The 24184-nt window shown below is 50.4% G+C and carries 25 protein-coding genes and 1 riboswitch; of the genes, 16 read left to right on the forward strand and 9 right to left on the reverse strand.

The window, feature by feature from the left end; all coding sequences use genetic code 11:
- Positions 1-31: 31 nt before the first annotated feature.
- A complete protein-coding gene (locus F4Z13_04885) occupies positions 32-1342 on the reverse strand; it encodes an ABC transporter substrate-binding protein (protein MXZ48572.1) in 1311 nt (436 codons plus the stop codon).
- Positions 1343-1626: 284 nt separating this feature from the next.
- Between F4Z13_04885 and F4Z13_04890 the strand changes: the two genes are divergently transcribed.
- The 4 genes from F4Z13_04890 to rpmB all read left to right on the forward strand — a co-directional run bounded on the left by F4Z13_04890 (position 1627) and on the right by rpmB (position 2966).
- Positions 1627-2073: a transcriptional repressor gene (locus tag F4Z13_04890; protein MXZ48573.1), complete on the forward strand. Its 447-nt coding sequence runs from the start codon at positions 1627-1629 to the stop codon at positions 2071-2073.
- Positions 2074-2080: 7 nt separating this feature from the next.
- Complete coding sequence (locus tag F4Z13_04895; protein MXZ48574.1) at positions 2081-2467, forward strand: MerC domain-containing protein; 387 nt, start codon at positions 2081-2083, stop codon at positions 2465-2467.
- A gap of 79 nt (positions 2468-2546) precedes the next feature.
- Positions 2547-2708 carry a 50S ribosomal protein L33 gene (gene rpmG / locus F4Z13_04900; GenBank protein ID MXZ48575.1) on the forward strand — a complete coding sequence of 54 codons (162 nt, stop codon included), beginning with the start codon at positions 2547-2549 and terminating at the stop codon, positions 2706-2708.
- Between the two features lie 15 nt (positions 2709-2723).
- On the forward strand, positions 2724-2966 hold the full coding sequence (gene rpmB / locus F4Z13_04905; protein MXZ48576.1) for a 50S ribosomal protein L28: 243 nt from the start codon (positions 2724-2726) through the stop codon (positions 2964-2966).
- A gap of 4 nt (positions 2967-2970) precedes the next feature.
- Here the strand turns inward: rpmB and F4Z13_04910 are convergent, their stop codons facing one another.
- The 3 genes from F4Z13_04910 to F4Z13_04920 all read right to left on the reverse strand — a co-directional run bounded on the left by F4Z13_04910 (position 2971) and on the right by F4Z13_04920 (position 5427).
- Positions 2971-3864 carry an AEC family transporter gene (locus F4Z13_04910; GenBank protein ID MXZ48577.1) on the reverse strand — a complete coding sequence of 298 codons (894 nt, stop codon included), beginning with the start codon at positions 3862-3864 and terminating at the stop codon, positions 2971-2973.
- Positions 3865-3934: 70 nt separating this feature from the next.
- A complete protein-coding gene (locus F4Z13_04915) occupies positions 3935-4912 on the reverse strand; it encodes a ketoacyl-ACP synthase III (protein MXZ48578.1) in 978 nt (325 codons plus the stop codon).
- A 56-nt stretch (positions 4913-4968) separates the two neighbouring features.
- Entirely contained in the window at positions 4969-5427 is a 459-nt protein-coding gene (locus F4Z13_04920; GenBank protein ID MXZ48579.1) for a hypothetical protein, read from the reverse strand.
- A gap of 109 nt (positions 5428-5536) precedes the next feature.
- Here F4Z13_04920 and F4Z13_04925 point away from each other — a divergent pair, with 109 nt between their 5' ends.
- Positions 5537-5785 carry a hypothetical protein gene (locus F4Z13_04925; protein MXZ48580.1) on the forward strand — a complete coding sequence of 83 codons (249 nt, stop codon included), beginning with the start codon at positions 5537-5539 and terminating at the stop codon, positions 5783-5785.
- A gap of 250 nt (positions 5786-6035) precedes the next feature.
- Here F4Z13_04925 and F4Z13_04930 read toward each other — a convergent pair whose 3' ends face one another.
- Positions 6036-6986 (reverse strand): cobalamin-binding protein, encoded by a 951-nt coding sequence (locus F4Z13_04930; GenBank protein ID MXZ48581.1) that lies wholly within the window; start codon positions 6984-6986, stop codon positions 6036-6038.
- Here F4Z13_04930 and F4Z13_04935 point away from each other — a divergent pair.
- From F4Z13_04935 to F4Z13_04970, 8 genes are all read left to right on the forward strand, one after another.
- Positions 6884-8479, forward strand: a complete 1596-nt coding sequence (locus F4Z13_04935) for a glutamate--tRNA ligase (protein ID MXZ48582.1) — start codon at positions 6884-6886, stop codon at positions 8477-8479. The genes F4Z13_04930 and F4Z13_04935 overlap by 103 nt on opposite strands.
- 2 nt (positions 8480-8481) lie before the next feature.
- Positions 8482-9084, forward strand: coding sequence for a dephospho-CoA kinase (locus F4Z13_04940; GenBank protein ID MXZ48583.1), 603 nt, complete (start codon positions 8482-8484; stop codon positions 9082-9084).
- 68 nt (positions 9085-9152) lie between these two features.
- On the forward strand, positions 9153-10697 hold the full coding sequence (locus F4Z13_04945; protein ID MXZ48584.1) for an acyl-CoA carboxylase subunit beta: 1545 nt from the start codon (positions 9153-9155) through the stop codon (positions 10695-10697).
- Positions 10678-12210: an acetyl-CoA carboxylase biotin carboxylase subunit gene (gene accC / locus F4Z13_04950; GenBank protein MXZ48585.1), complete on the forward strand. Its 1533-nt coding sequence runs from the start codon at positions 10678-10680 to the stop codon at positions 12208-12210. The genes F4Z13_04945 and accC overlap by 20 nt, the downstream gene beginning before the upstream one ends.
- A complete protein-coding gene (locus tag F4Z13_04955) occupies positions 12207-12698 on the forward strand; it encodes a hypothetical protein (protein MXZ48586.1) in 492 nt (163 codons plus the stop codon). Before accC ends, F4Z13_04955 begins: the two co-directional genes overlap by 4 nt.
- 26 nt (positions 12699-12724) lie before the next feature.
- Positions 12725-13891, forward strand: coding sequence for an ABC transporter substrate-binding protein (locus F4Z13_04960; protein ID MXZ48587.1), 1167 nt, complete (start codon positions 12725-12727; stop codon positions 13889-13891).
- Between the two features lie 76 nt (positions 13892-13967).
- Positions 13968-15038, forward strand: a complete 1071-nt coding sequence (locus F4Z13_04965) for an ABC transporter substrate-binding protein (protein ID MXZ48588.1) — start codon at positions 13968-13970, stop codon at positions 15036-15038.
- A gap of 178 nt (positions 15039-15216) precedes the next feature.
- Entirely contained in the window at positions 15217-16833 is a 1617-nt protein-coding gene (locus F4Z13_04970) for a peptide ABC transporter substrate-binding protein (GenBank protein MXZ48589.1), read from the forward strand.
- A 26-nt stretch (positions 16834-16859) separates the two neighbouring features.
- Here the strand turns inward: F4Z13_04970 and F4Z13_04975 are convergent, their stop codons facing one another.
- Complete coding sequence (locus tag F4Z13_04975; protein MXZ48590.1) at positions 16860-17414, reverse strand: hypothetical protein; 555 nt, start codon at positions 17412-17414, stop codon at positions 16860-16862.
- A gap of 316 nt (positions 17415-17730) precedes the next feature.
- Entirely contained in the window at positions 17731-18786 is a 1056-nt protein-coding gene (locus F4Z13_04980; GenBank protein MXZ48591.1) for an LLM class flavin-dependent oxidoreductase, read from the reverse strand.
- A gap of 109 nt (positions 18787-18895) precedes the next feature.
- Between F4Z13_04980 and F4Z13_04985 the strand changes: the two genes are divergently transcribed.
- Positions 18896-19921 (forward strand): LLM class flavin-dependent oxidoreductase, encoded by a 1026-nt coding sequence (locus F4Z13_04985; GenBank protein MXZ48592.1) that lies wholly within the window; start codon positions 18896-18898, stop codon positions 19919-19921.
- 167 nt (positions 19922-20088) lie between these two features.
- Here F4Z13_04985 and F4Z13_04990 read toward each other — a convergent pair whose 3' ends face one another.
- Both F4Z13_04990 and grxC read right to left on the reverse strand, forming a co-directional pair.
- Entirely contained in the window at positions 20089-22026 is a 1938-nt protein-coding gene (locus tag F4Z13_04990) for a TonB-dependent receptor (GenBank protein MXZ48593.1), read from the reverse strand.
- A 147-nt stretch (positions 22027-22173) separates the two neighbouring features.
- A riboswitch (cobalamin riboswitch) is annotated at positions 22174-22389 on the reverse strand.
- Between the two features lie 70 nt (positions 22390-22459).
- The gene (gene grxC, locus F4Z13_04995) at positions 22460-22714 is read right to left on the reverse strand and encodes a glutaredoxin 3 (GenBank protein MXZ48594.1); all 255 of its coding nucleotides are present in this window, start codon (positions 22712-22714) and stop codon (positions 22460-22462) included.
- A 107-nt stretch (positions 22715-22821) separates the two neighbouring features.
- Between grxC and F4Z13_05000 the strand changes: the two genes are divergently transcribed.
- Positions 22822-23373, forward strand: a complete 552-nt coding sequence (locus tag F4Z13_05000; GenBank protein ID MXZ48595.1) for a hypothetical protein — start codon at positions 22822-22824, stop codon at positions 23371-23373.
- The gene (locus F4Z13_05005; protein MXZ48596.1) at positions 23370-24158 is read left to right on the forward strand and encodes an ABC transporter permease; all 789 of its coding nucleotides are present in this window, start codon (positions 23370-23372) and stop codon (positions 24156-24158) included. Before F4Z13_05000 ends, F4Z13_05005 begins: the two co-directional genes overlap by 4 nt.
- Positions 24159-24184: the final 26 nt, after the last annotated feature.

Below are 24184 nucleotides of genomic sequence, written 5' to 3' on the forward strand. Positions count from 1 at the left end.
GAAAAACAGCTTTTCTGCGTTCCTCGAAAATTTACGGAGTCTCGCTAGACGTTATTTCTTTTAAGCTTGGAACTTCGAAGATCTGCTTCATGCGCCCGCCCACGGCATCGTATGTGTAGACGGAATAGCACCCCGCTCCTATGTCTCCGTTCTGGTCAAACTCGATTGGTCCTGAAACTCCCTCGTAGTCGATGTCGTCGTTAGCTGCGGTCTCATCAGTAATGGCTGCGGCGCATTCCGCGTAGCTTAAGCACCGGTTTCCTCCTCCCGTAACACCTGCCATTTCGGAGACGTATTCGGAAGGGTCGTTGCTTCCGGCGCTCAAGGCCGCGAGTGCTATTGCTACCACTGCGTCATAGGCATGGACGGCGAATCGAAGGGAAGGGAACATCTCTCGGTCAAATCGTTTTTCAAACTCGTCTTTTCTCTCGGGAGGGTCCGGCAGGGAGCACGGAGTCGTGCTTTTGAAGCCATCAACCGCGGCCGGGTTGTCCGGGTCCACGCGTTCATACAGGTTCTCAACTGCGAATGAGTCGGAGATGTAGTATCTCGCGGCGGACGAAACGACCGTGGAGTCAATCATGCCCTTTATTATCTTTCCTCCTTCGTCTATCGACAGGATTAGTATTATGGAACCTATGTTGCCGATTCCGCCTACCGCCTCGATATCGTCAAGTACGGCCTGGGTTTTCTCCTCGAACATTGGGTCGTCAGAATAGTATCGCTCGTACCAGACGACCTTGGCAGCGGGACGGTTTCGGGAAAGGAATTCCCTGTTGATCAGTTCCGTGAGCTTCACTCCGTAGTTGTCGTTTCGATGGACTATCAGCACCTCGTCCCCGTTTCGGACTTCGGTCGCCAGAATTTTCGCCTGGAACGAATCCGTCGGAACGGTTCTGAAGAAAAAGTGCGCTTTCCCGGCTTGGGAAATTTCCCTGTTTTTTTCGGTCAGGGTAACGGAAGTTGCGGAGGGTGAAACCGCGACTAGGCCGTTCTCAACTAGGAAATCAAAAATTTCAACGGAACTCTGTGAAGTTCCAGGTCCGATTATCGCCTTCACGCCCATTTCCAGAAGTTCCATGGTCGAGGCAAGAGGAGTGGCACCGTCTCCGGCGATAAGCTTTATGTTTCCGCCGGCTTCGTTAATGTCATCCCTTGCGAGTTCCGCGGCCTTTATTACCGAGGAAGGAGAATCGGTTGTCCGGAAAAGTGTTCCTATGCAGAAGGCATCTTCGCAGCCAGCGTCGACTTGCTCGTCGGTTCCATCGTCACATCCTGTGGAAAGAAGAAAGGAGGCAAAGACAAGAAACGCAATCGAAAGTGCTCCTCTCAGAATTCTCATGATGAACCTAACTGCCTCCTGCGCATGTCAAATTGAAATCACTTTTCTGGAAATGGAAACCCGAATCCATCTTTATTCCGATGAGAGTATAACCCTGAATACTTATGGGAACAAACGCTGAATGCCCTTATTCACATGGATTTTCCGGTATGCAATCACCTCGCAAATAGGCTCCTTGTTTTCCGCGGTTGCGTCTTTTTAATTTCGGTTTTTGTTCTTGACGGTTCGTAACAAGCGATTTAGAATAAGAGCTAATTGAAAATCATTCTCATTTAATAATTCTCATGACGAAAGATTTTGAATGCACTCAGGAATCGTATGCCAGAGAAGTTCTGCGGGAAAAGGGACTCAAGTCCACAGCGCAGCGTCTAGCCGTCGTTCATGTTCTTCACACGAGCGGGAAATCGCTTTCGGTCGGCGAAATACACGACAGGGTGAAGGATATGCTCGGCACCACGGGGCTTGCCACCATCTACAGAACCCTTGAGATGTTCGAGGACTTGGGTATCGTGAACCGCCTTCATTTTCCCGACGGCCGTCACGGTTACGTGTTCTCCCAAGGCGAGCACGTTCATCATATGGTGTGCGTTGACTGCGGAGGGGTTTTCGATTTTCCAGAGTGTCCGGTGGAGAGCTTTGATTACGCTTCGATTGAAAAGCAGGGATTCAGAGTGAAGAATCATTTCGTACAGCTTTTCGGCCAGTGCTTAAAGTGTGCGGAGGCGGCTTAACGATACAATGAACCAGGTAAGAATTCAGAGGCTCACCGATTACACCTCGATATCCCTTGCGGGCATCTGCGCCATCCACTGTTTTTTTACGCCGGTGGCTCTCATACTGTTCCCGGTCGTGGGTTCGACATTTGTGTTTGAAGATATTTTCCACGAGTTGATGCTTTTTATGGTCATTCCCGCAAGCGTGGTCGCCATATTTCTCGGCTGCAGACGTCATAAGGATTTCAGCGTGATCATGCTGGGGGGCGTGGGACTCTATTTTCTCCTAGTCGGAGCTTTCGCCGCTACGGGCTACGTAGAATCGATTCTTACTCTTATCGGCGCTTTTATCATGATTTCCGGTCACCTGCGCAATTTCAGGCTTTGCAGGAAAGATGGCTGCGATCACTGATTCCCAAAGAAATTTAAATTTTTTCTTGAAAACAGTTTTTTTTCGTGGATAATAACCATTCACTTTTTCGGGGGTTGCAATGGGAAAGTCGTTAAACAGAGTACTTGTCAAGATGAAAAGCACCGAGAGTCCTTACATCTATTACACGAAGAAAAACAAGATGAATACTCCGGACCGTCTTGAACTGAAAAAGTACGACCCGGTGATAAGAAAGCACGTCGTCTTTAAGGAGACCAAGTAGTCAGAGGATATACCCATGGCACGTCGCTGCGCTATAACAGGAAAAAAACCCCTTTTCGGAAACAACGTCTCCCACGCGAACAACCACGTTAAAAGACGCCAGAATCCGAACCTGCACTGGAAGAGAATCTACGTTCCCGAGCTAGACAGGTACGTGAGAATAAGGATTTCTGCCCGCGCGCTGAGAACGATCACCAAAAAAGGCCTTATGCCTTACCTTAGGGACGAGGGTCTTACCCTCAGAGACATAACCCGCTGACCTCTCACTGATTTACCAGATACGAAATAACGAACGGAAGAACCAATAGGGAAACTGCCGTTCCGGCCACTATTATTGATGCGACCGTCTCGGAGTCCCTGCCGTATTTCTCCGCGAGCACGAAGTTAAAAACCGCGGGAGGCATTGCGCACTCCAAGATAACCACTTTTGCCTCCACTCCCTTCAGGCCGAATGCGTTTACGAACAGCGCTCCGAGAATTACGCCGAGAAATATTCTGGCGGAGCCGAAGAAAAAGGAAAGCCAAAGTCTGGAGACCTTCATTTCGGAGAGTTTGTACCCGAGCGAGAAGAGCATCGCGGGTATGGTGATATCCCCGAGAAGGGCTACGGGCCTCTCGATAACTACCGGGATCTGAAAGCCGACCGAGTTTATGATTATTCCGGCTACGGTGGCGTATATCAGGGGAAGCCTGAATATCTCGCGCAGATGATTCTTTCCGGACCCGAGGATCATAATTCCCACCGTGTAGTGAAGCAGCATGGTCGAAACGACACAGAGTATCGCGATGTTGAACCCATACTGTCCGAACGCGAAAAGACAAAGGGGAAGTCCCAGGTTTCCCGTGTTTGCGAAAACCACGGGAGGCAGATATACCCTCGAGTCAAGCCGGAGTGCTTTCGTAAGTGCCCCGCCGATTATTATGGTAGAGAAAATGACCGCCGATATCGAGAGAAACAGCTTCGCCGTCACAGACGGGTCCATTGTAAAATCAGAGAGGGACGAGATTATTAGACACGGCGTGGTCACGTAGACCACAAGATCGTTAATCGAGGATATGTCTATTTTTTTCGTCCTGCTGAAGAGAAAGCCCGCGGCGATTACAAGAAACGCCGGCAGGACGATGTTTGCAAGCTCTGGGATTGAGGAAAGAGTCATGTTCTGCGTTTTGCTGCGAAGAAAGCGAGCCGCATTCTTGACAAGCCCGATGCGGCGCCATGGAAAGTGCTCAGAATCTTACCACCGAAGCGGCCCAGGTGAAGCCGGCTCCGAAGGCTGCGAACAGCACAAGGCTTCCTTCTCCTACGCTTCCCTGGCGAACCGCCTCGTCAAGGGCGAGTGGAATGGATGCCCCAGAGGTGTTCCCGTATTTGTCGAGGTTCGCGAACACTTTTTCCTCCGGAAAATCAAGCCTTTTCCTTACGGCTTCCAAAATCCTGTAGTTTGCCTGGTGCGGAACGAAGAGATCAATGTCCTTGGGAGAGACGTTTGCCTTGGCTATGGCGTCCACGGTTGCTGACTCCATGCTCTTGACCGCGACTTTGAAAACGTCGTTTCCCTCCATCTTTATGTACTGCTCTCTGGTCTTAAGCACTTCCTCGTCAATCGGAGTTCTCGATCCTCCAGCCGGGACGTAGAGAAGGTCCCAGTGGCTTCCGTCCGAACTGAGAATGGATGAGAGAATTCCAGGTTCGTCAGAGGCAGTGAGGACAGCTGCGCCCGCCCCGTCACCGAAAAGTATGCAGGTTGAGCGGTCCTCGAAATCGGTGACTTTCGAGAGAACGTCCACTCCTATGGCGAGAATTTTCTCCGCGCCACCCGACTTTATTATTCCCTCGGCAACGTGAAGCGTGTAGAGAAATCCCGAGCAGCCGGCCATAAGATCGAAGGCATAAGCCTTCTTCGCTCCGAGGCGGTTCTGGAGAATGCAGCCGGTTGAGGGGAAGATGAAATCCGGGGTTATGGTTCCGACTATGATCACGTCGAGTTGCTGCGGGCTTACGCCGGCGGCCCTCAGCGCTTTTTCGGCGGCTCCATAGGCGACATCGGAGGAGGCGGTGTTTTTATCCGCGATTCTGCGTTCCTTTATTCCTGTTCTGGATGTGATCCATTCGTCAGAGGTTTCTACCATCTTTTCCAGATCTGAATTGGAAAGTACGGTTTCGGGAACCGAAGAACCGGTTCCTATGATCTTTGCGTATTTCAACTTGGAATCTCTCTCCGAAGCGGTAAGCGCAATAATAGTTTAAAGCCCTAATTTTGTCAACCAGTCTGTATTTGCGCGGCAACGATCTTTTTAAGCGGTTCTATCTCCGTCTCGGTCATCTCCGCCGTAATCGCACAATGCGTATCGTCGCAGAGAAAAATAAGGGAGAACATCCCGAGTCTCGCCAAGGTGGAGAGGAAAAAGGTCTCCTCCGAAGACTCGGTGAGGAAGAAGTACTCATACTTCAGCCTGAGATTTTTGCCCGTCGTTATTCTTATTTCCATGGCGACCGAGGGAAATTCCTCTTTCTCGACCGCAAAAAACCGAGTTGATATTTTCCGGATATCAGCAAGCGTGGCGATTTTTTCCGGGCTTTCCTTGAAAATCATCAAACATTCCTCTTCCGTTGCGTGCGGTACGCAGCCGTAGAGGATTTGGGAGAGCGCTATCTGCAGTTCTATATCCTGCTCAAGCGCATCATATGTTGTTTGAGGCGTTGAAAAGATGCTTGACATATTGTTTCATGAATCAGTATCATTAAAAGTAGGATTAGGGTTTTTGCGGGCTTTAGATTAGTGGGCCTGGCATAGTAGTATAAAGAGTATCAGGAGGATAGATAGTCTCATGACAATACAAGGCAATGAGTTAGTGCTGTTAGCTATCGTAATTCTTATCATAGGGATAGTCCTTATGTTAAATGAAGGAGGAGGAGGTGGGCAGCAGGCTGCCGAACCACCCGCTCCGCCTGAACCCCAAGAGGCCCAGAGCGATGTGGATCCTTTTCAGTCCGCACAGGGGGCGCCTCAGGAGGCGAGTGCCGCAGCTCCCGCAGCTCCCTCAGGAGACGCGGATCCCTTTCAGGCCCCGCAATAACCGAAAAAGTCTGCAGGTGGAAATGATTTTTCACGCTTAGAACCGAGTTGGCCTTCGGTCATTGCGTGAATATATGTGGGTGGGTGACACTCCCCAGTAGTTCAGTATTTTTAATCACAGGAGTGTTTGTTATGTCAAATGGAGGAGACGTAGATCCTTTTCGGTCTGCGGTAGCATCCGGAAGTGCTGAAGTTTCTTCAGATTCCGAGGCTGCCCCGGTTGAAATAGATCCTTTTCAGGCTCCGAAATCTTAACCGAGAAAAGTCTGCAGATAGAAATGATTTTTCACGTTTAGAACCGAGTTGGCCCTCGGCTGTTGCGTGAATATGTCGGAGTGGATTATTCTTGCCAGCAGTTCAATTCCGTCGACGATCCGGGGGGACGGTCTACTGAAATAGGAGTTAGCGTCCACTATGTAGCAGTGGCCTTTTTTTACCGCGCGTAGCGCATGCCATTGCCTTACCCCGCTTGTCACATCCTCTATTCCATCAAGCGTTTTCTCTACGTCAAACCCGCAGGGCATCAGGATCAGGTAGTCAGGCGATGACTCAAATATCTCATCCCAGGTTGTTTTAAACGAAGGTTCTCCCGCCCTTGAGATTAGCGGTTCTCCTCCCGCCATCTTTACCATCTCTGGCACCCAGTGCCCGGCGGCGTAAGGAGGGTCAAGCCACTCAAGGCAGAAAACCCCCGGCTGGTACCTTTCTCCCGAGAGCTTTTTCTCGACGCTCTCGATTCTTTTGCGAAGACCATCCACGATCTGTGAGGCCTTTTCCCTGGTTCCGGTGACTTCTCCCAGAAGCAGTATGGAATCCATTATTTCCCCGATGGTGGAGGGCTCGAGAGACAGTATTTCGGGGCTGTTCTCAAGAATCTCGCAGACTTCCGTTACCTCGTTTTCGGATACGGCGCAGACATCGCAAAGTCCTTGGGTTATGATAAGATCCGGCTTTATCTCTCTGAGGCGCTCTGAATCGATCAGGTAGACGCTTTTTCCCTCCAGGCGGCTTCGGCTTACAAATTCGTCTATGTGCGCGCTTGAGAGCTTTCCCTTTTCTTTGAGGATGCTGTTTACGACCACGGGCTTGCTGCGAGCTTGTGGCGGATAATCGCACTCGTGGGTTACTGCTACCAGGTCCTCCTCAAGTCCGAGGGCAAATACTATCTCAGTTGAGCTGGGAAGAAGCGAACATATTCTCATGGCAGTTATTATACAATCCACTGGCAAGGACCCCCAAGCCCTTCGCCGGCATTTCTTTTTTTGCTGCTTCGGCGTGTAAAATAGTATCCGTGAAGATCGTAACAAGATTCGCTCCCAGCCCCACCGGCGCTCTTCATGTGGGAGCGGCCCGCACCGCTATTTTCAACTGGCTTTTCTCCGCGAGTCGCGGAGGAGATTTCCTGCTCAGAATCGAGGATACCGACCGCGCCCGCTCCGAGGAGAAATTCGAACGGCAGATTATCGAATCTCTTAAGTGGCTCGGGCTTGAGTGGCAGGGGGAAATTGTCCGGCAGTCAGAGCGGCTCGATACTTACGGTCGGCTGGCCGAGCGGCTTATTGACGAGGACAAGGCTTACAGATGCTACGTTACTGCCGAGGAGCTTGGGAGGAGAAGGGAGGGGGCCAGGGAGAAAGGTGAGGTCTTCAGGTACAGAAGAGAATGGTCGCAGCTCGGCGCGGCTCCTGGAAAACCCTACGCCGTAAGGCTTTCTGTGCCCCCCGGAGAGAAGATTTCCGTTGAGGACCTTGTCCGCGGCGGGATAGTTTTTGACTCTTCTGAAATAGAAGACTTCGTGATACTGAAAGCCGACGGATTTCCGACCTATAACTTCGCCGCGGCGGTTGATGATGCGCAGATGGATATATCTCACGTCATAAGGGGCGATGACCACATAATAAACGCCCCGAGACAAATACTGATAGCCGAGGCACTTGGCTTCTCAAAGCCGAAGCTTGCCCATGTTCCGATGATACTCGGTGCGGACGGGAAAAAACTCTCAAAGCGCCATGGTGCGGAATCCGTTACGGAGTACCGACTGCGCGGATATCTTCCGGAGGCGGTGCTTAATTATCTTGTGAGGCTGGGTTGGTCTTTCGGGCACCAGGAGATCTTCACAGTGCAGGAGCTTATTGAAAAATTCAGCCTGAAAGGCATCGGAAAATCTCCCTCGGTGTTTGACCCTCAGAAATTTCTTTGGCTTAACGGGAAATACTTAAGGGACCTGCCCGAGGAGAGCATATCAGAGAAAATAGTTTCTCTTATCGCGCAAAAGGGACTTCCCCAGCCGCCTTCCGAACGGCTTTGTAAAATAGTCGCGCAGATGCGGGAGCGCTCAGAGACTCTTAACGCAATAGTGGATCAGTCCCTTTACTTTTTCACCGACGATTTCGAGTACGACGAAAAGGCGGCGGAGAAGTTTCTGGTGGAGAGAAACGGCGAGATTTTAACGCTTCTGGCCGAGGAACTCTCCAACGTGGAGGATTTTTCCCATGATAATATTCATGGGGGTTTCGAGCGCGTGATGCAGCGAACGGGCCTCGGGCTCGGGAAAATAGCTCAGCCCGCCAGGGTTGCGCTTACCGGTTCTACGAAGAGTCCCGGGATTTTTGATGTTATCGAGATACTGGGCAAAGACACCGTAGCGCTGCGCCTCGCGAGGGCAATTGACTTTATAAGCTCCCCCATCGCCTGAAGATGAAAATATACGGACTTACAGGAAATATAGGTTCGGGAAAATCGACTGTGGCGGGGATGCTGCGCGAGTTCGGGGCGTTCACCGTGGATGCAGACGAGGTGGCGAGGGAAATCGTGCGGCCTGGGGAGCCCGCGCTTTTGGAAATCGTCGACTGTTTCGGCCGGGAGGTTCTCTGCGCGGACGGGACGCTTGACCGTGGCGCCCTTGCCGAAATAGTGTTTGCAAACGAGGAGGACCGCAAGCGGCTTAACGGGATAACCCATCCGAGGATTCTTGAGCGGATAAAGGAGAAGATGTCCGCCCGAAGTAGCGAACCGATTGTGTTTGTTGAGGCGTCGCTTATAGATCGCGGGGGCGGTGGTCTTGATGAATTGATCGACGGTCTGGTGGTAGTTACGTGTCCCGAAGAATTGAGGGAACGCAGGGTGGCTATCCGTGACGGCATGTCGCCTGAGGAAATCCGCCGCCGCATGCACTCCCAGATGTCAGAAGAGGAAAAAACTTCTCAGGCCGATTTTCTCATAAAGAACTCCTCCGGCATGGAGAGTCTGCGCGCCCAGGTCCATGCTCTGTTCGAGATTCTTTGCGCTGGGGAACCTTGAAACGGCGCCTCTGCGTGTTATGATTCACTGATCCGTTTTTAACTGTGAGTGGGTCTGGAGTACATCCGATGAAAGAAAAAGTCAGAATTCTTGAAGATAAGGAAAAAGAGGCAAATCTGGGCGGCGGGGAAGCCAGAATCAAAAGACAGCATGATTCCGGCAAGCACACAGCCCGCGAACGAATAACCGAGCTTCTTGACAGAGATACCTTCGTTGAACTTGACAAGTTTGTCCTGCACGACTGCACGGACTTCGGCATGGAGAAAAGGAGAATCCTCGGCGACGGCGTGGTTACGGGCTACGGAAAGATTGAAGGACGCCAGGTGTTTGTCTACGCTCAGGACTTTACGGTTTTCGGCGGTTCCCTAGGTCTTGAGCAGGGAAAGAAGATATGCAAAATAATGGATCTGGCGCTTTCAACCGGGGCGCCGATCATTGGGCTTAATGATTCCGGCGGGGCAAGAATCCAGGAAGGGGTGAAGAGTCTAGGAGCGTACGGAGAGATATTTCTTCGGAACGTGATCTCCTCGGGAGTCATACCTCAGATATCCGCGATCATGGGTCCGTGCGCCGGGGGAGCGGTTTATTCCCCGGTAATGAACGATTTTACGATCATGTCGAAAAACACAAGCTATATGTTTGTTACAGGTCCCGACGTGATCAAGACCGTTACCCATGAAGAGGTATCCTCAGAAGAACTCGGCGGCGCCATGGTTCACAATTCCGTAAGCGGCGTCGCGCATTTTGCCTCGGAGGATGACGAGGACTCAATAGAGATAATAAAGGAACTCCTGGGTTTTCTCCCCTCAAACAACATGGAGGATCCTCCGGTGATTCCCTGCGATGACCCCGCGGACAGAAAAGAGACGAGCCTTCGCGGGCTTATCCCCGATAATCCCAACAAGCCTTATGACATACTGGATGTGATTCGGCCCATAGTTGATCATTCGTATTTCTTCGAGGTCCAGGAACACTACGCAAAGAACATAGTGGTAGGGTTTGCTAGGATGAACGGACAGCCGGTCGGTGTGGTTGGAAACCAGCCCAAAGTGCTTGCGGGATGCCTTGACATAGACGCTTCGGTTAAGGCTGCCAGATTTGTAAGGTTCTGCGATGCCTTCAATATCCCTCTCCTTACTTTTGTCGACGTGCCGGGTTTTCTCCCGGGAACCTCGCAGGAATGGGGAGGAATCATAAGGCACGGCGCGAAACTGCTTTACGCCTACTGCGAGGCAACGGTTCCGAGAATTACCGTGATAACCAGAAAAGCCTACGGAGGTGCTTACGACGTCATGTCCTCGAAACATATAAGAGGAGACGTCAATCTTGCCTATCCCACCGCGGAAATCGCGGTCATGGGACCTGACGGGGCCGTGAACATAATTTCCCGGGGGGAGATAGCCGCTGCGGATGACCCGGACACAGAGAGAATCAGGCTCATTGAGGAGTACAAAAAGAATTTCGCGAATCCTTACCGCGCTGCGAGCTTGGGTTACATAGACGAGGTCATAAAACCCGAGGACACGAGACCGAGAGTGATAGCGGCGCTTGAGATGCTGAACGGAAAAAGACAGACGCTTCCGCCGAAAAAGCATGGGAACATTCCCCTCTGAGCGGCCGGGTGAGAAAATGTTCAAAAAAATACTGATAGCAAACAGGGGAGAGATAGCGGTAAGAATCATCAGAGCCTGCCGGGAGCTTGGAATTGCTACGGTGGCAGTTTACTCGGACGCTGACAGAGACGCTCTTCACGTTATGCTTGCGGACGAGGCTTACCATATAGGACCGTCGAAACCCTCTGAGAGCTACTTGGTCGGGGAGAAGGTAGTTGCTGCAGCCAAGGAATCCGGGGCCGAAGCCATACACCCAGGATTCGGGTTTCTTTCCGAAAACGATTCCTTCGCCGAACTGTGCGAGAAAGAGGACGTGGTTTTCATAGGACCTTCCGCGGAAGCGATAAGGCTTATGGGGGATAAAGTAACCGCGAGAAAGATAGCCAGAGAAGCGAATTTGCCCCTTGTTCCCGGATCTGAGGGAGCCGTATCCGATGTTGAAGCCTCTAGGGTGGCGAAGAAAATTGGCTACCCGGTAATGATAAAGGCTTCTGCAGGCGGGGGCGGAAAGGGAATGAGACTCGTTAATTCCAAGGAGGAATTTGAATCATCCCTTCGTATGGCTAGGAGTGAGGCGTTTTCCTCTTTTGGAGACGATTCGGTATTCATAGAAAAATTCGTTCAGCAACCGAGACACGTCGAAGTCCAGGTTCTCGGAGACAGGCATGGAAACCTGCTGCACCTGTTCGAGCGCGAATGCTCGATACAGAGACGCCACCAGAAGGTGATAGAGGAAGCTCCCTCGGGATTCATAAGCCAGAAGACCAGAAAAAACATGTGCGAAGTTGCGCTTCGCATAGCAAAGGCGGTTGACTATTGCGGGGCCGGCACGGTCGAGTTCATAATGGACCAGGAGGAGAATTTCTACTTTCTTGAGATGAACACCAGGGTGCAGGTCGAGCACCCGGTTACGGAAATGATCACAGGGCTTGATATAGTGAAATGGATGATAAGGATAGCTTCGGGGGAAAAACTGCCTTTCAAGCAGTCTGCCATAAAAATGCAGGGGCATGCTCTTGAATGCAGGGTTTACGCGGAGGACCCCGCCACCAATTTTCTTCCCTCGCCGGGGCCCCTTCACTACGTGCGCGCTCCCAGCGGTCCGGGAGTGAGGGACGACTCGTCCGTTTACAGCGGCTGCGAGATAACGTCTTTTTACGATCCGATGCTCTCAAAGCTTGTCGTCTGGGGAAATTCCCGGGAAGATGCGGTAGACAGGATGCTTTCCGCCCTGAGGGAATACGTGGTTCTGGGAGTGAGAACCAACCTCGGATTTCTGATCAGGATGATGCGGGATCCGGAGTTCCGCAAGGCGCAGATTGACACGGGTTTTATAGAAAGACATCCAGAACTTCTTGTGCCCGAGGAATCCGATCCTGAAGTCATACTTATGGCCGCCGCCGTTGCCATGAACGGTGGTTCGAACCAAATTGTGCAGGGGAAAACCGCTGCTTCTTCGGGCTGGAAACTTTTTGCCAGAAGGGTCGGCGTATCCGGGAATCCACTGTTATGACTTATACTTTCAAACTGGGAAACAAAACCTACAAGGTAGCCTTCGAAGAGAAGGAAGGACTGAGCTTTTTCAGTATAGATGATGAGCAGAAGGAAATAGAATTTCTGCGTATAGATGAAAGCACCTATTCGATCCTAGTTGACAACAAGAGCATCACCGTAGGAGTATTCAGGGAAGGAAAGAAAATACAGATTTTCTACGAAGGCGATCTCTACGAACTGGAAGCCGTTTCCGGAAGGGACGCCTCCCAGGCAGAAGGCACAGGGAGTCTTAACATAACGGTGCCGATGCACAGCAGGGTGGTGAAGATCCTTAAAAAGCAGGGAGATAGCGTCGAGGTTGGGGATAGTGTCGTAGTGGTCGAAGCCATGAAAATGGAAAGCGAACTTAAGGCCTCCGCTTCGGGTGTCATAAAGGAAATAAGGGTTAAAGAAGGGGAGACGGTTGAGAAGGACTCTGTTCTGGTTGCCCTCTCCGATAGTGAATAACCATCAGAAAGTGAGATTGTTTTAAAATGAGAAAAGTAGTTGCGCTTTTATTTTTTGCCGTGGTGGCTGCGGTTGCGGTCCTCGGTCTTGTTTCCTGCCATGAGGATAGCGACGAGGAGGTTGCAGTCGGCGTCGCCTTTCCCCTTACGGGAGTGTCAGAGGGGCTCGGGGGAAACATGAAAAAAGGCGTCGAGCTCGCCGTGGAGGAGATCAACGCGTCGGCGCTTCTCGGCGGGATGGATCTCCGCCTGGTTTTTGAAGATACCGAAGGCACTCCGGACGGTGCGGAGAGGGCTTTCAGGAAGCTTCTCGGCGAGGACGCTGTGAGTGCGGTAATCGGTCCGTGGAGTTCCAGCTCGACAAGAAGAATTGCCCCGCTCGTGAACGAAAGCAATGTGGTGGCCATAAGTCCGACCTCCGCCGCGAGTCCAAGCGGGATCACCGCTCCTGGCGATTTCATATTCCGCACTTCCCTTACCGTGGACAAAATGGTGCCCGAAGGAGTAAAGGAAACCAAAGGCGCTCTGAAGTATTCAAAAGCGGCGACTATAGTCAACATAGACGACGCTTTCTCCATGAGCAGCAACGACAAGGTGCTTGAGGAACTTGCGAAGTGCCCGGACGTGGAAGTCGTGGAAGAGCAGAGTTTCAGCCGAGCAAAGAACGACTCCCTTCCCGATCTCACGGAGCAGTTACGCGCCATAAGGGACTCGGGTGCGGACGTGATATTCGTTTCGGCACTTTCGCCGGGGCGCCAGGGGGTAATAGTCAAGGCCCGCGAGATGGGCATAACAGTTCCCCTGATCGTAATTGGACTCACGGAGACGGATGTGGCGGAGGCTGAGAAGGTGCTGAGGGGGGCGACCGAAGGTGTCATTGCAGTTACGAACTGGGTAGACGACAGCACGCCCCGGAGCGTGGATTTCGTCGGGAAATACAAAGCGAAATACGAAGAGGACCCCGATGCGTACTCGGCCCGCTCCTACGCTTCCACCCAAATACTGGCTGCTACCATCACGCGCGCTTCAACAGCCAGTCCGGAGGATATCAGGGCGGCCCTGCAGATGATCGGTCCGGAATCTGCTCTGGACGACACTATTTTCGGGAAATTCTATTTTGACGAGAATGGGGATGGGGTCTACAGTCCCGTGGTAAGGATAGTCCGCGGCGGCAAGTTTGAAGCCCTCCAGTAATCTCGTTATTCAGGCCTGTCAGCACGGTTTTGATCCTGGGCGTTTGAACGGGTATCTTTCCCGAAAAGATGGATGGTTGTCGGAGGACTTTAACATAAAAAAAGTAACTGCATTTATGCTTGCTGCCGGAGCCGTTGTGTTGCTGCTTCTCGGTTCTTTCTCCTGTGGCCAGAACGAAACCGAAGAGATTGGCGTCGGTGTTGTTGTTCCCCTTACCGGTCCGCTTTCCTCAAACGGCCTGCAGATGAAAAACGGCATGGAGCTTGCCCTTGGGGAAATTAACGAATCGCCACTGCTTGGCGGAAAAGAAATCAGGTTCATAGTTGAGGATTCCGAGGGTACCCCGGACGGCGCCGAGAGAGCCTACAGAAAACTTATTGAGCAGGACGGAGTGGTCGCCGTTCTTGGTCCTTTTACGTCGAGTGCCACTGAAAGAATCATTCCGGTTGCGCAGCAAAACAAGGTTGTAGCTTTCAGTCCCACGTCCGCGGCGCGCGGTCTCAGCGCCAGAAGCGAATTTGCCTTCCGTGCATCCCTCACCGTCGACCCGCTTGTGCAGGCTGGCGTCATGGTTACCAGAGAGCAGTTGCGTTACGATAACGTAGCCACGATAGTGAATGAAGCTGATGCTTTTTCCTCAAGTAACCACGAAAAGGTAAAAGAGGAGCTTGAAAAGCATGGTGTCAGGGTCGTGAGCGAGCAAACTTATTCTCGACCAACCGGTGCACTTCCCGACCTGACTGGCCAGTTAACCGACATAATAAATGCTGTCCCTCTGCCCGAGGCTCTTTTCATATCGGCTCTGGCTCCGGGCCGCAGAGGAGTCATGACTCAGGCCCGGCGGCTCGGAATGGATATGAATATTCCTTTTCTCGTTACCCTGGCTACTCAGGATGATGTGAGAGAAGCCGCAGATGCGGCCGAGGGCGCTATTACCTTTACGACCTGGATTGCGGACATTGATACACCCGAAAACCGCAGGTTTCTTGAAAATTTCCGGGCAAAATACGGCGAGCCTGATGCTTTCGCCGCACTGTCCTACGCATCTACTTATATACTGGCCGAGGCCATCGCCGATGCCTCTTCAACCGACCCAGAGGCTATATACGCGACGCAATGGCCGATATCAGGGCGGACACGCTTTTAGGCGAGTTCTATTTTGACCGTTACGGGGACGCGGTTTACGAACCGATTGTAGGAATAGTAGAAAACGGAAGGTTCAAGGTCTTCGGGCAGTAATTAAACTAGAGGTTGAACCTGATTTTCGGCTTTCAGAAATTTTTATCAAGCAACCGGCACCATTGCGGGATTTTCAAACTGTCATTATGAAAAGATCGAAAGAATTTCTTCCGATTCTCTGCATTCTTCTTTTCATTTCCTGCGGTTCAGGGAACAGGGCCCCCGACGCCGTAGATATTTCCCGCAAGGACACGCTTAACATAAATATCGGCACCGAACCTCCCACGCTTGACTGGTCTCTGGCTACCGATGTCACATCTTTTACAATCATAGAGAACATAATGGACGGCCTCGCGGCGTTTGATGGAAAATACGAACCCGTACCCGCTCTCGCGCGAAGCTGGCGGGTAAGCGAGGATGGAAGGACTTATACCTTTAAAATAAGGGAAAAAGTCCTCTGGACAGACGGGGTGCCGCTTCGAGCCGGGGATTTCCTTTATTCATGGAAAAGGATTCTTAAACCCGAAACCGCCGGAAGCTACGCCTACTTTCTTTTTGACGTAAAAAACGCCAGGAAATTTAACTCAGGAGAGATAAAGGATTTTGCCAAAGTCGGGGTAAAAGCCCCGGATGAACATACTCTTATTGTTACCCTTGAAAAACCTAGGGCCTATTTTCTGAGCCTAGTGACTTTCATGTCCACTTTCCCGATGAGAAAAGATATTGTTGAGAGATACGGAACCAGGTGGACTGAAGCTGTGAACATAGTAACTCTGGGGCCTTATAGATTAAAGGAGTGGAAGCATCATAAGGAAGTTCTTATCGAGGAGTATGAAGGCTACTGGGGGGAGAAACCCAAAAGCGCTAAGAAGGTAAAGATGATAATGAACGAGAATCCCGTATCCACCCTTGCCCTTTATGAAAGCGGGGAGCTCGATTTTCTTGACAGCAAGGGAATTCCCCTGCTTGAGGTTCCAAGGGTTATGAAGCTGCCGGATTTTAAACAGAGCGTGGTTTTCAGAAACAACTACATAGGATTTAACACTAAAAAACCCCCGTTTGACAATCCTCTGGTGAGAAAGGCTTTCGCGAGTTCGATAGACAGGAAAAGCCTCGCGGGACTTCTCCAAGGGGCGGGAATGCCCGTAACTTCATGGATACCCATTGACATGCTTGCCCACAATCCCCGGATCGGTATTTCATTTGATGTGCAGAAGGCGAGGAAATTTCTTGAGATGGCTGGCTATCCGGGCGGAGAGAATTTTCCCAAGACCGCTTTTCTTTATCCGGATACCGGAAACAACAGAATTGTAGCCGAGGCGTTCCAGAGCATGTGGAAGGAGCATCTCGGCATCGAGGTGAAGCTCGTGAACCAGGAATGGACCGTATACCTTAGTACGCTCAGAACGGATCCTCCGCCCGTATTCAGGGCTGGATGGCAGGCGGATTTTCCGGATCCTCACAATTTCATGAATCTATTTGAATGTGGAAGCGGGAATAACCGTACTAGGTGGTGCAATCCGGAGTACGATCGATTAGTGGAGAAGGCAGCCGGGATTCTGGATCGCGGGCAAAGAACGGACCTTTACAACAGTGCCCAGAGAATTCTTACGGAAACCGACGTTCCGATAGTTCCTTATCTTAACTCGGTTCAGCAGAACATGATCAAACCGTACGTAAAAGGGCTTGAACCTGACCGTCTGAATTTCCTTTACTTCAGCAGAGTCGAGTTTGTGAACCATTTCACATCCGGCGAACGCTGAGGATCCGGGACGGACATCTCCGCGGGTTAATCAATAACACCTATCCTTAAGGTTACCTTTTTCGTATTTCTTGCGACCAGTTTTGCTATCATTAGTCCTGCCAGAAACCAGGCAATGAGACTGTCAATGACGATGACCGCTACGTAGAGAGTAGGAAAACCAAACCAGTTCCAGTAAGGAAAATGGCTTATAAGCCCTATTGCCGCCCCGATAGAGGCAACAAACCCCACCCGTCCCCAGTAACCCAGGCCAGCTGTCTGGGAGAGCAGATAGATAACGATCAGAACGCTTACGAGGTCGCCGAGGAACTGGGTCAGAAGCTGATTTGCCATGCTGGGGGGGTAGGCCTGAGGGAGGGCGTTTACGAAGGCAGCAGTTTCCCCCGCCTCGTGATCCTTATGGGAAAACGGCAGATAGTAAATGCCCGGTTTCGGGGCATTTGCCTCTATGACTTTGGCAACCTCGGGTTCGTTTGTAAATTTATTAGCTACCATCTGGTGCCATGGAAGAACCATCCATGACACTGAGCCCCAGGCCAAAAGAATTATTGCGGAAACTATAACAGCGGCCGTTTTCTTCAAAAGCGCTTTCCCTCCGGAGTTTTTAAACCCGGCTATTCCACCAACCGCACATTTCTATACTAACTAGGAGCTTTGACGATTGTCAATAAATTGAGGGAAATCGGGGAATTAGCAACTGTTCCTTCCTAGTCCGCTTAAGCCGTTATTATTACAGCTATAGCATCAAAACGAGATTCAAACACCTCAATGATTTTGTCAAAATCTGCGATCTTGAGGATTTTTTACGGAATCAGGCAAGCAACACAACACGAATCTCGTATTTCTACCTTGGAGAGTTTTTGCGGCAATCAGAATTGAACGCAATCCCGCTGAGAGCTTATTTGAAGTAAGGAATTATCTCTTTTGAGTAAGTTTCAAGAGCCAAGTCCGGATCGGGGCTGAACCTGTAGAACAACACGAAATTCCTTACCCCCGCATCTATGAACTTCTCGATTTTCTCTATGCAGTCCTTTTTCGATCCCGTAATGGTGAAGTCAAGTATGGCTTCTCTCGGGAAAAGCTGCCCGAGCTGCCTGAACCTCTGCCTTCCCTCTTCATCAGTCGGCACTATGTTGAAGTAGTTAAGACCGTGATATTCTTCGGGTATCTCGACGTCGTAGCCGGCTTTCAGCAACTGGTCTTGCATGACCAGCACGTACTTGAAAGGTTCTAGAGTCTCGTAGGCGGCGTCAACGCTTTCTCCAAGAGAGGTGAATACCCACAGGGCTGGGTCAAAACCGTCGTCAAGTGATCTTCCCACGTTATCCGCTGCGGCCTTTATCTCCCCGAGGTAGCCGGAATAGAGATCGGGATTCAGGTCTATCGGCAGCCATCCGTCGCCTTTTTCTCCCGTCAACTGAAGCCCCTTGGGCGTGTGGGTGGCCATGTAAAACGGCATCTTGTTTCTCTCGTAGGGCTTTATCTGCAAAAATGCGTTCTCAAGGTTGTAGAACTTTCCGTCAAAATCTACGGGTTCGTCGGTTTCCCAAAGAAGCTCCATGACTTCTATGGACTCTCTGAGTTTCGAAAGGGGTTTTCCCCAGTCGATTCCGAACGCGTCAAGATTCATCGATTCCCCGACTCCTAGGGAAAGCACTACCCTGCCCTTTGAAAGCTGATCAACGGTTGCGAGTCTCTGGGCGAAAACGGCGGGATGCATCCTGTGAGGATCGGAAACCGTTCCCAAAGCTATGTTTTCCGTTTTCATTGCCGCAGCCGCAGCCACGGTCCACGCCTCGGGAGCAATTGCTCCCGGCGCCACGAAAAGCAGATGGTCGGGGTACCATATGGTGTCGAATCCAAGCTGGTCGGCTTTTATCGAGAAATTTACGAGTCCGTCAACGTCAGCTCCTGGCATCGGAGCGGAAAGTCCAAATTTTATTTCTTTTCCCATTATATGGCACCTCGATTATGGTTTTGGAAGTAGATAGCGACCACGGTAGAATTATGGTTAATTTACGGTTTAAAGGCAAATAATTCAGTAAATATCCTGGAGGTGTGAAATGAAATTCGGAGTCGGACTCTTCAGCATGCAGACCCACAAGGATCTTGATTACCGCCATGTGGATCTTTACAGAAATTCCCTAGAGCACGTGAGACTTGCCGAAGCGGTGAATTTCGATTCGGTCTGGCTTTCCGAGCATCATTTTCTTGAGGATGGTTACTGCTCTTCACCCCTTGGGATGGCCGCCGCGATGGCCGCTGTGACTGAGAGGGTGAGAATAGGTACCGGAGCCTTTATACTCACGCTTCATAACCCCGTGAGGGTGGCCGAAGACGCTGCTACGGTCGATCTCATTTCCGGCGGAAGATTCGATCTGGGAGTTGCAATAGGATACAGAAAAGAAGAGTTCGAAGGGTTCGGAATTCCGGTGGCGCAAAGACCCTCGAGGATTGAAGAAGGCATAGAGATAATCGAGAAATGCTGGGAGGACGGCCCCTTTTCCTATGAAGGCAAGAGGTTCAGCTTCTCAAACATAGATGTTACTCCCAAGCCCGTGCAGAGACCCATACCTATATACATAGGAGCTTTCGAGGAACCCGCCGTACGGCGAGCCGGGCGCCTCGGGTACCCGCTTCTTATCGGCCCCGGCAGGACGGTTCCCATGATAATGGATACTCTAGGGTGGTATAACGATGAGGCTGAGAAAGCCGGTCGCGATCCGTCCGAAGCGGAGCACATACTGCTTCGGGAAACTTACGTGCGTGAGAGTACGGAAGAGGCCATTGCAGGTGGAACCGAGTACGTAATAAACATGTACAAGTTTTACCTAAGCCTAGGGGTCAAGATAGTGATAAGAGGGAAAACCATAACTGACCCTGATGATCCTTTCTTCGAATACATGGCGGAAGACCGCTTTATGATCGGCACCCCTGAGCACTGCGTTCAGGAGGTAAAGAAGTACGCAGAGAAAGCGGGAATCCGCAACATAATGTGCAGAATGGTGTTTCCCCAGGCTCCTGCCGAAGTCATAGCGCACTCGATTGAGCTTTTTGGAAAAGAGGTTATTCCCGAATTTAAACCTTAACCCGTAAAGACCTAAAAAGACGGTGGATGCGGACGCATCCGGGAAGCTGTCTTGCGGACTTTGCGTCTTGCACGGTTTCTTGACAGCCTCAACTCAAGCCACCACCCCGGCCAGTTGAGATCAGCCTCGATTTTTCTCCGCCAAGACAGCTTCTCGAACCCGCTTCGCTACCGGACTATTGAAACTCCGGAAATCATGCTGAACCCCGGGGATGAAAAACCGAAAACATTTTCATAATCTTCGTTGAACAAGTTATTGATTCTTGAAAACAGCTTGATTTTGTCAACAAATCTTTTCACGCTGATTTCGTAGGAAGTCGCTACGTCAACGAGAAAAAAAGAATCGTTTTTAACTCTGGTGCTTGGAAACCCGCTCCAGTCCACATCATCTCTACTGCCTACGTAATTTCCCGAAAGGCTAAAGTCAAAAGCATTTTTTGAATAACCTGTATTAAATGAGAACGAATGCTCAGGGATCCGTACGAGCCTTTCTCCCTTAGAGAAGGACGGAGACCCGAGGCCGCCGTCATCGTTTACTTCGGTTTTAACATACGTGTAGGCTGCGCTTAAGGTTAAAACGCTGCTCGGGTAAAAACGGATTGCAGCTTCTGCCCCCTCCGACTTCGCGCGGCTTATGTTCTCGTAATTGGTGCCGTTTTCAAACGGCGTGAAGCTGTATGCGATAATGTTTTTGAATTTGTTTTGGAAGAAACTCAAGTCAAGTTCGACTGTGTTATCAAACAGCGGCTGGTTAAAGCCTACTTCCGCAGTCAGGGCTTCTTCGGGTTTCAGATCCGGGTTGGGTATTGTTCCGAAAGCCGTGCTGAAATTTTCAAAAAAATTCGCTTCCTTGATTCCTCTGCTAATTCCTCCTCTTATCTCGGTTCCGGATTCTTTGATCTTCCACTTAGCAAAGACACTCGGACTCCACTCGCCCCCGAATGCCTCATTGTCGTCATATCTTATGCCCGCTGTTACGAAGAACATATTAAGCAACCCAAAGTTGTTCTGGGCGTAGAAGGCGTAGTTTTTTCTTGATTCATCCAGAGAGTCCGTCTCGAAACTTTCTTTTTCGTACTCGAAACCCGTTGAAGTTACGCTTGAGATCTGATCGAAGTCGACAAAAAAACTTGACCCGTACTCAAGCGATATTCTTTTATCAAGAGTATCAAACTCTGATTCGGACCCGTCCAGTTCAATGGGCTCGGGACCGTCATAGCTTTCCCGGTCAAGTTTCATATATCCGATCTTAAAAGAGTTCTCCCACCACTGCGTCGGGGAAAAAACAATGTCCGAGCCCGTGACGAGCGATTTTTCTTTCGTCTGGCTGTCGGGGTCAGCAAACGCATCAAGCCTGTCTCCCGCTCCCGCGGTCGGGAATTCGAACTTTGAATCTCTGTATATGGAGAAAAATGAGAGATTTAAATTGTCGCTTGCTTCCAAGCTCAGGTTCGCCGTGAAGTTATTGTTTTTGTAATCGTTATTGATTTCTAAGATGCCCTCATCGATGATTCTCTGGTGAGAAATAAAATAGCCCAGCTTCTCAAAACTGCCCGAGATGCTTGAGGAATGCTCAAGGATCATGGCGTCTTCGGCACGGAATCCTAAGGCCACGGAGCTTGCTTTTTTCATTTTTCCGCTTCCGCGTTTCGTTATTATGTTTATAACGGAAGATGCCGCGTCGGAACCGTAAAGAGATGAGTGTGCGCCCTTTATTATCTCTATTCTCTCTATGTTCTCAGTGGTAAGGGAAGAGATGTCAAAACCTCCTCCAGCTTGGTTTATCTGAACGCCGTTTATCATCACAAGGTTATAGTCCGACTGGCCTCCCCTTACAAAAATCGATGAGTTCCCTCCACGACTTCCCGTGCCGACCACGTTGAATCCTGCAACTCTCGAAAGTATCGATGAGATGTCTTTTTCCCCGCTCTTCTCGATTTCTTCTCTGTCAATGACGGTAACCGTAGATCCGAGACGCTCGGCGTCAATCCAGGTTTTTGTTCCCGTCACTACAATCTTTTCTGCTCTGTTTTCTTCCGAAAAACCCGCGGACGGAAACAAAGCTAGGATCAAAATAAAGGCGAAAAATATTTTAAGTCTGTTCATTCTTGACTCCTCCAGGTGCTGGTAGATAGCTTTCCCCGGAAGAGCGGCTAAATGAATGAACACATAGGGCGGAAATAAGAAAATGCGCGAATGCGCCGGAAATAAAAAATGTGTTTTTAATCGCCATACGCCTAACTCCCGAGGCAGAGCCACTAGATTGACTCAGGCAGGTCTTCCGACTTAAAGGGCCGCCTGTTATCAAAACAGAGCAACTTTTCCAGATACGGCCTTCCCGGCTGTATTAAAGCCAGTGACCCGAAGCGCAAGCACGCTTCGCATGGGCTGGAAAAAACCCTTATTACGGCTACGGGAACAGTTCGGGACTTTCACCCGATTCCCTTAACCTGAATCTAAATACAATGGTACAGGCTGGCTGTGGAGATGTCAAAGGCTCCCAGTCGACGGGAAGGCGTAATCAGGAATCGCCTTGTGTTTAGGAAGCAAGCATGCGGTCAAGTTCCCCTGAACGCTCAAGGGCCGCAAGGTCGTCATAACCGCCTATGAACTGCTCATTTACGAAGATCATGGGTACGGTTCTCCAGTTAAGGCTCTCAACGAGTTCCTTTCTTTTTTCTATGTCTTCATCAAGCCTTATCTCTTCGTAGTCCACTTGTTTTTTGTCAAGGAGCCTTTTTGCCCTTCTGCAGTAAATGCAATAAAAACTTGTGTATATGGTTACGGAACTCAATATAGCACCTCGGTTTGTTTTTGGGTCCTATGATGCTTGGTTTTTAGTATATATTCAAGTACGTTAAGCACTTACGTGTCCTTACTGGGCGATGGAGTTTTTGCACTATGCGGGAAAAGGTCTTTTTTTTCTTGGGGCTTTCGCTGATTTTCCTTATGAGTTCGTGCTCTGCCACGAAGTTTCTGGTGAACTATGCCTCGGGTGATGACAGGAAGTCTGGAAAGATGAAGGACTGGGTCTACACCACGGAACTAAACAGTTACCGTGTCGCACCTCTTTCGCAGAACTGGGAAAGAGTGTCGATAGAAGGTGGGGATATAGCTTTTTACAATCCGGCGAGTGACCTCGTCCTAACGGTAAGTTCGCTCTGCACGGACCGGGATTATAATCTTCAGACGCTCTCGGATTCCTTGGTGGTTGGCTTGAGCAAGAAGCGGATTAAACTGCGAGAGGATATAGAAGTCGACGGTGCCGCGGGGCTATACACAGAATACGAGGCGTCGCTTGACGATGAGAGTTTCATGCTTGCGACGGTAGTGCATAAGTCCGGCAAGTGCGATTATGACTTCAGTTATTCTGCAGGCTCGGCCGACTTCAAAGCGAATCTTGGGAAGTTCATTGATTTCGTTTCAGGTTTCGAGGAGATCTGGGCTAAATGAGCAGGTTTGTATCCGAGGTTTTCAACAGTTTTCTTAACTTTGTTCTCGGTGTTGGAGAGGTCTGTTTTTTCTTCTGGAATTCAATCGTAGCTACTGTTACTCCCCCATATGATTACGGTCTTCTGATGGCCCAGATATACGATATAGGTTATCGTTCCATCTCAATAGTAGTGGTTTCCGCCATGGCGATCGGAATGGTGATGGTGGTGCAGCTGGCGTGGGGATTCGCGTGGTTCGGGGCGAAGGGGCTTGTAGGTCCCGTGGTTACTCTCTCGTTCGTGAGGGAGCTCGGTCCCATAATAACCTCTCTTCTTGTGGGCGGTAGGGTTGGTTCCGGTATCACGGCCGAGATAAGCTCGATGAAGGTAACGGAGCAGATAGACGCCATAAAGACCCTTGGAGCCGATCCGATCAGAAAACTTGTCTCTCCGAGGCTTATGGCATGCATCATATCTTTTCCACTGCTTGCGGTAATATCTAACCTCGCGGGCATAGGAGGGGCGATGATCATCTCTCAGATGGAACTTAACGTGAAACCCACTCTTTTCATCGAAAGCATAAGAGGCTGGGTTTCTCTTGAAGACCTGATGACCGGTATTTCCAAGACGCTGTTTTTCGGAATCATAGTGGCGATCACGGGCTGCTATGTGGGAATGAAGGCCGAGGGGGGAACACGCGGGGTCGGAAACGCCACCACTAAAACTGTTGTGATCTCGCTTTTCCTGATAATACTTTTCGACTTCATTCTCTCGAAAATATTCGTCATTGCTTTTTATGACTTCTAAATCTTTTGTCCGACCCGCTTAAATTT

Source organism: Candidatus Dadabacteria bacterium (assembly GCA_009837205.1).
Taxonomy (GTDB): domain Bacteria; phylum Desulfobacterota_D; class UBA1144; order Nemesobacterales; family Nemesobacteraceae; genus Nemesobacter.

What these genes read in the sequence shown, in the direction of transcription:
- F4Z13_04885 (MXZ48572.1), bottom strand. Translation starts at nt 1,342, where the DNA reads ATGAGAATTCTGAGAGGAGCACTTTCGATTGCGTTTCTTGTCTTTGCC.
- F4Z13_04890 (MXZ48573.1), top strand. Translation starts at nt 1,627, where the DNA reads ATGACGAAAGATTTTGAATGCACTCAGGAATCGTATGCCAGAGAAGTT.
- F4Z13_04895 (MXZ48574.1), top strand. Translation starts at nt 2,081, where the DNA reads ATGAACCAGGTAAGAATTCAGAGGCTCACCGATTACACCTCGATATCC.
- rpmG (MXZ48575.1), top strand. Translation starts at nt 2,547, where the DNA reads ATGGGAAAGTCGTTAAACAGAGTACTTGTCAAGATGAAAAGCACCGAG.
- rpmB (MXZ48576.1), top strand. Translation starts at nt 2,724, where the DNA reads ATGGCACGTCGCTGCGCTATAACAGGAAAAAAACCCCTTTTCGGAAAC.
- F4Z13_04910 (MXZ48577.1), bottom strand. Translation starts at nt 3,864, where the DNA reads ATGACTCTTTCCTCAATCCCAGAGCTTGCAAACATCGTCCTGCCGGCG.
- F4Z13_04920 (MXZ48579.1), bottom strand. Translation starts at nt 5,427, where the DNA reads ATGTCAAGCATCTTTTCAACGCCTCAAACAACATATGATGCGCTTGAG.
- F4Z13_04925 (MXZ48580.1), top strand. Translation starts at nt 5,537, where the DNA reads ATGACAATACAAGGCAATGAGTTAGTGCTGTTAGCTATCGTAATTCTT.
- F4Z13_04930 (MXZ48581.1), bottom strand. Translation starts at nt 6,986, where the DNA reads ATGAGAATATGTTCGCTTCTTCCCAGCTCAACTGAGATAGTATTTGCC.
- F4Z13_04940 (MXZ48583.1), top strand. Translation starts at nt 8,482, where the DNA reads ATGAAAATATACGGACTTACAGGAAATATAGGTTCGGGAAAATCGACT.
- F4Z13_04945 (MXZ48584.1), top strand. Translation starts at nt 9,153, where the DNA reads ATGAAAGAAAAAGTCAGAATTCTTGAAGATAAGGAAAAAGAGGCAAAT.
- accC (MXZ48585.1), top strand. Translation starts at nt 10,678, where the DNA reads ATGGGAACATTCCCCTCTGAGCGGCCGGGTGAGAAAATGTTCAAAAAA.
- F4Z13_04955 (MXZ48586.1), top strand. Translation starts at nt 12,207, where the DNA reads ATGACTTATACTTTCAAACTGGGAAACAAAACCTACAAGGTAGCCTTC.
- F4Z13_04960 (MXZ48587.1), top strand. Translation starts at nt 12,725, where the DNA reads ATGAGAAAAGTAGTTGCGCTTTTATTTTTTGCCGTGGTGGCTGCGGTT.
- F4Z13_04970 (MXZ48589.1), top strand. Translation starts at nt 15,217, where the DNA reads ATGAAAAGATCGAAAGAATTTCTTCCGATTCTCTGCATTCTTCTTTTC.
- F4Z13_04980 (MXZ48591.1), bottom strand. Translation starts at nt 18,786, where the DNA reads ATGGGAAAAGAAATAAAATTTGGACTTTCCGCTCCGATGCCAGGAGCT.
- F4Z13_04985 (MXZ48592.1), top strand. Translation starts at nt 18,896, where the DNA reads ATGAAATTCGGAGTCGGACTCTTCAGCATGCAGACCCACAAGGATCTT.
- F4Z13_04990 (MXZ48593.1), bottom strand. Translation starts at nt 22,026, where the DNA reads ATGAACAGACTTAAAATATTTTTCGCCTTTATTTTGATCCTAGCTTTG.
- F4Z13_05000 (MXZ48595.1), top strand. Translation starts at nt 22,822, where the DNA reads ATGCGGGAAAAGGTCTTTTTTTTCTTGGGGCTTTCGCTGATTTTCCTT.
- F4Z13_05005 (MXZ48596.1), top strand. Translation starts at nt 23,370, where the DNA reads ATGAGCAGGTTTGTATCCGAGGTTTTCAACAGTTTTCTTAACTTTGTT.